This window comes from Kitasatospora sp. NPDC091257 (assembly GCF_044757675.1).
Lineage (GTDB): Bacteria > Actinomycetota > Actinomycetes > Streptomycetales > Streptomycetaceae > Kitasatospora > Kitasatospora lactacystinica.
The window spans coordinates 1-3,048 of sequence record NZ_JBIVVI010001106.1; the positions used below are offsets into that span (position 1 = coordinate 1).

The following is a 3,048-nucleotide window of genomic DNA, read 5'->3' on the forward strand; positions in this document are numbered from 1 at the left end:
GGGCACCACCACGCGACCGGGGGCGGTCACCGGGTGAGGTCGGCCGGTGCGTCGATCCGGGTCAGCTTCCGCGGGTTGCGCACGATGTAGACCCGGGTGATCCGGCCGTCCTCCACCGCGAGGCTCACCACCGAGGGCTCGCCGCCGATGTCGATCCGCCCGGCCGGCGCGCCGTTGAGCCACACCGTGGTGGTCTCGAAGACGACCGGCAGCCGCCCGGTGCGCGCGAGCAGCGCCGCCACCGCCCCGGCCCCGTGCACCGGGGCCGTCACGGCCGCCGCGATCCCGCCGCCGTCGGCGATCAGGACGACGTCCGGCGCCAGCACCTCCATCAGGTCCTGCAGCCGCCCGGTGCGCAGGGTCGCCAGGAACCGTTCCACCACCCGCTGCTGCTCGTCGCGGCTCACCCGCACCCGGGGCCGGCGGGCGGCCACGTGCCCGCGGGCCCGCCGGGCGACCTGCCGTACGGCGGCCGAGGTCTTGCCGAGGGCCTCGGCGATCTCCCCGTACGGCAGCTCGAAGACCTCGCGGAGCACGAACACCGCCCGTTCCGTCGGCCCGAGGGTCTCCAGGACGGTCAGCATCGCGAACGAGACGCTCTCCGCGAGTTCCACGTCCTCGGCGACGTCGGGGCTGGTGAGCAGCGGCTCCGGCAGCCACTCGCCGACGTACTGCTCGCGTCGGCGGGACACCGTCCGCAGCCGGTTGAGGCCCTGTCGGGTGACGATCCGGACGAGGTACGAACGCGGGTCGTGCACCTGCCCGCGGTCGACCCCGGCCCACCGCAGCCAGGACTCCTGCAGCACGTCCTCGGCGTCGGCGGCGGAGCCGAGCAGCTCGTAGGCGACGGTGAAGAGCAGGCCGCGGTGGGTGACGAAGGGGTCCTCGGTCATGCCGGCGACGCCCCGGCCGGGTCGTCGACGACGGCGGTGCGCCGGGCCAGCGGGATCCCGCAGGCGTCGGAGAAGCCCTGGGAGCGGACGCCGTTCGCGGTGTTGTTCCTGGTGGCCATGTTGACGAAGGCGACGTAGGCGGTGAGTTCGACCATGGCCGCCGCACCGAGCCGGTCCAGCAGGCGGTCGTACAGTTCGTCGGTGACGGCCGGCGGGGTCACGGTCATGGCCTCGGCGTACTCCATCACCTCGCGCTCCAGTGCCGTGAACACCTCTGCGGCCCGCCAGTTCGGCACCTGGCTCGCCTTGGCGAGGTCCAGGCCCCGGTTCTGCGCCTGGAAGTAGCCGACGTCCAGGCACCAGCCGCAGCCGACCTGCGCGGCCACCGCCATGTGGGCGAAGGACTTGAGGCTCTCGTCGAGCGCGTCCCACTCGGCGATCCGGCGGGAGAAGTCCAGGTTCGCGGTGGCGACGCCGGGGTTGTGCCAGATCGCCTCGACGGGTTCGAGGGCGGCCCCGAAACCCTTGATCATGTTCTCGTTCAGCTCGGCGGGCAGCTGGGCCTTCGGCAGTCGCAGTGCCATGGTGTCCTCCCGGGTCGGTGGTTCGGCGGGGTGCCGTGTCGTGGTGTTGCCGTGTTGCCGTGTTGCCGGGCATGAAGACACCGCAGGGCGCACGGATGTGACAGCCGGGAGCGGGGCACGGAAAAAAAATCACCTTCGGAGGGGCCGGACGGTTCGCTACAGTCCGCGAGGACTTCCGACCACCGCGAGGAGAACGACACCGTGAACGTCCCCGACGACCGCCCCGCCCCGCCGCTGACCGGCGGCGAGCGCGAGATGCTGCGCGGCTTCCTCGACTTCCACCGGGCGACCCTCGCCCTGAAGTGCGAGGGCCTGAGCGACGAGCAGCTGCGCCTGCGCTCCAGCCCGCCCTCCACGCTCAGCCTGCTCGGGCTGGTCCGGCACATGGCGGAGGTCGAGCGCGCCTGGTTCCGCCGGGTGATCGACGGCGAGGACCTGCCGCTGGTCTGGTCCGGGGACGGCGACTACCAGGCCGCGTACGACCCCGCCGGCGCCACCCGCGCCGAGGCCTTCGCCGCCTGGCAGGCCGAGGTCGAGCACTCCCGCCGCATCGAGCTCGCCGCCGACTCCCTCGACGTCACCGGCTATCAGGCCCGGTGGGACGCCGAGGTGTCGCTGCGGCTGGTGATGCTCCACCTGATCCACGAGTACGCCCGGCACAACGGGCACGCCGACTTCCTGCGCGAGGCGATCGACGGCGTGGTGGGGGCGTAGGGCGGGGCGGCCACCGACGGCCCCGGGCACCTGTCGAGGCCTACCAGCCGAGGAGGTGGGTGCGGCGGGTGAGGGCGGTGAGGACGGAGTCGGCAGTGGCCTCGGGGGTGAGGGCGGTGGTGTCGAGGCTGTGGGCGCCGTCCTCGGGCGCCGGGCCGGGCTGGAGGACGACGTAGTGGAGGGCGGCGCCGGTGGCGCGGCTCTCGCGGCGGAAGGTGTCGAGGGTGGCCGGGACGGCGGGGGCCTCCACCACGACCTGATAGCCGCGGGTGGCGTAGGCGAAGGCGGCCTGGGCGGCCGCGGCCAGGGCGGTGGCGTTCTGGCGCCCGGCCTCGGGCAGGTGGGGCGGGAGCCGGCCGCTGCGGATGACCCGCAGGAAGTCGTCCGTCCGCAGGTGGACGCTCGGGTTCAGCTCCCGGGCGAGCAGCTCCGCGACCGGGCTGTCTCCGGCCCCGGCCGGGTCGACGAGGACGAGGACGCCCCCGGCGCCCAGGCCGCCCCCGAGCTCCGGCCCACCTACGGTCGTACGGTTCACAGCTGCTGATCCCTTCGCGGGCCGGGGACGGGCGGGTAGCCGGGGCGGGGCGGTCGGAGTGCGAAGGAGCTGGTCGGCCCATATCCGGACAACCGACCGCCTCGTCCCTACGACTGATGCGTTTCGGGGATCAACCTAGTCCAAACGGGTGGCCCGAGTCGTCCCCCATCCGGTTCCTGGGCGGGTCGGAGGGGTGCTCGCCGATCGATCGGGGACCGGTGGGCGAGTGCTCGGCGGCCGGTGGGCGAGCGGGCGGTGGCGGGGCGGTGGTCGGTCGGTGACGGTTCGGCGGGCGGTCGGGGCGCCCGCCGCGGGCCCCTAC

At 74.0% G+C, this 3,048-nt stretch carries 4 protein-coding genes; 1 reads left to right on the top strand and 3 read right to left on the bottom strand.

What is annotated here, in order from left to right; all coding sequences use genetic code 11:
* Positions 1–26 precede the first annotated feature (26 nt).
* Positions 27–893, bottom strand: coding sequence for an RNA polymerase sigma-70 factor (locus ACIQOV_RS34965; RefSeq protein ID WP_401054877.1), 867 nt, complete (start codon positions 891–893; stop codon positions 27–29).
* Positions 890–1,477: a carboxymuconolactone decarboxylase family protein gene (locus ACIQOV_RS34970; RefSeq protein ID WP_401054878.1), complete on the bottom strand. Its 588-nt coding sequence runs from the start codon at positions 1,475–1,477 to the stop codon at positions 890–892. Before ACIQOV_RS34970 ends, ACIQOV_RS34965 begins: the two co-directional genes overlap by 4 nt.
* Positions 1,478–1,732: 255 nt before the next feature.
* Here ACIQOV_RS34970 and ACIQOV_RS34975 point away from each other — a divergent pair, with 255 nt between their 5' ends.
* Positions 1,733–2,191: a DinB family protein gene (locus tag ACIQOV_RS34975; protein ID WP_401054880.1), complete on the top strand. Its 459-nt coding sequence runs from the start codon at positions 1,733–1,735 to the stop codon at positions 2,189–2,191.
* A 40-nt stretch (positions 2,192–2,231) separates the two neighbouring features.
* Here the strand turns inward: ACIQOV_RS34975 and ACIQOV_RS34980 are convergent, their stop codons facing one another.
* Positions 2,232–2,726 (bottom strand): ATP-binding protein, encoded by a 495-nt coding sequence (locus ACIQOV_RS34980; RefSeq protein ID WP_401054879.1) that lies wholly within the window; start codon positions 2,724–2,726, stop codon positions 2,232–2,234.
* Positions 2,727–3,048 lie beyond the last annotated feature (322 nt).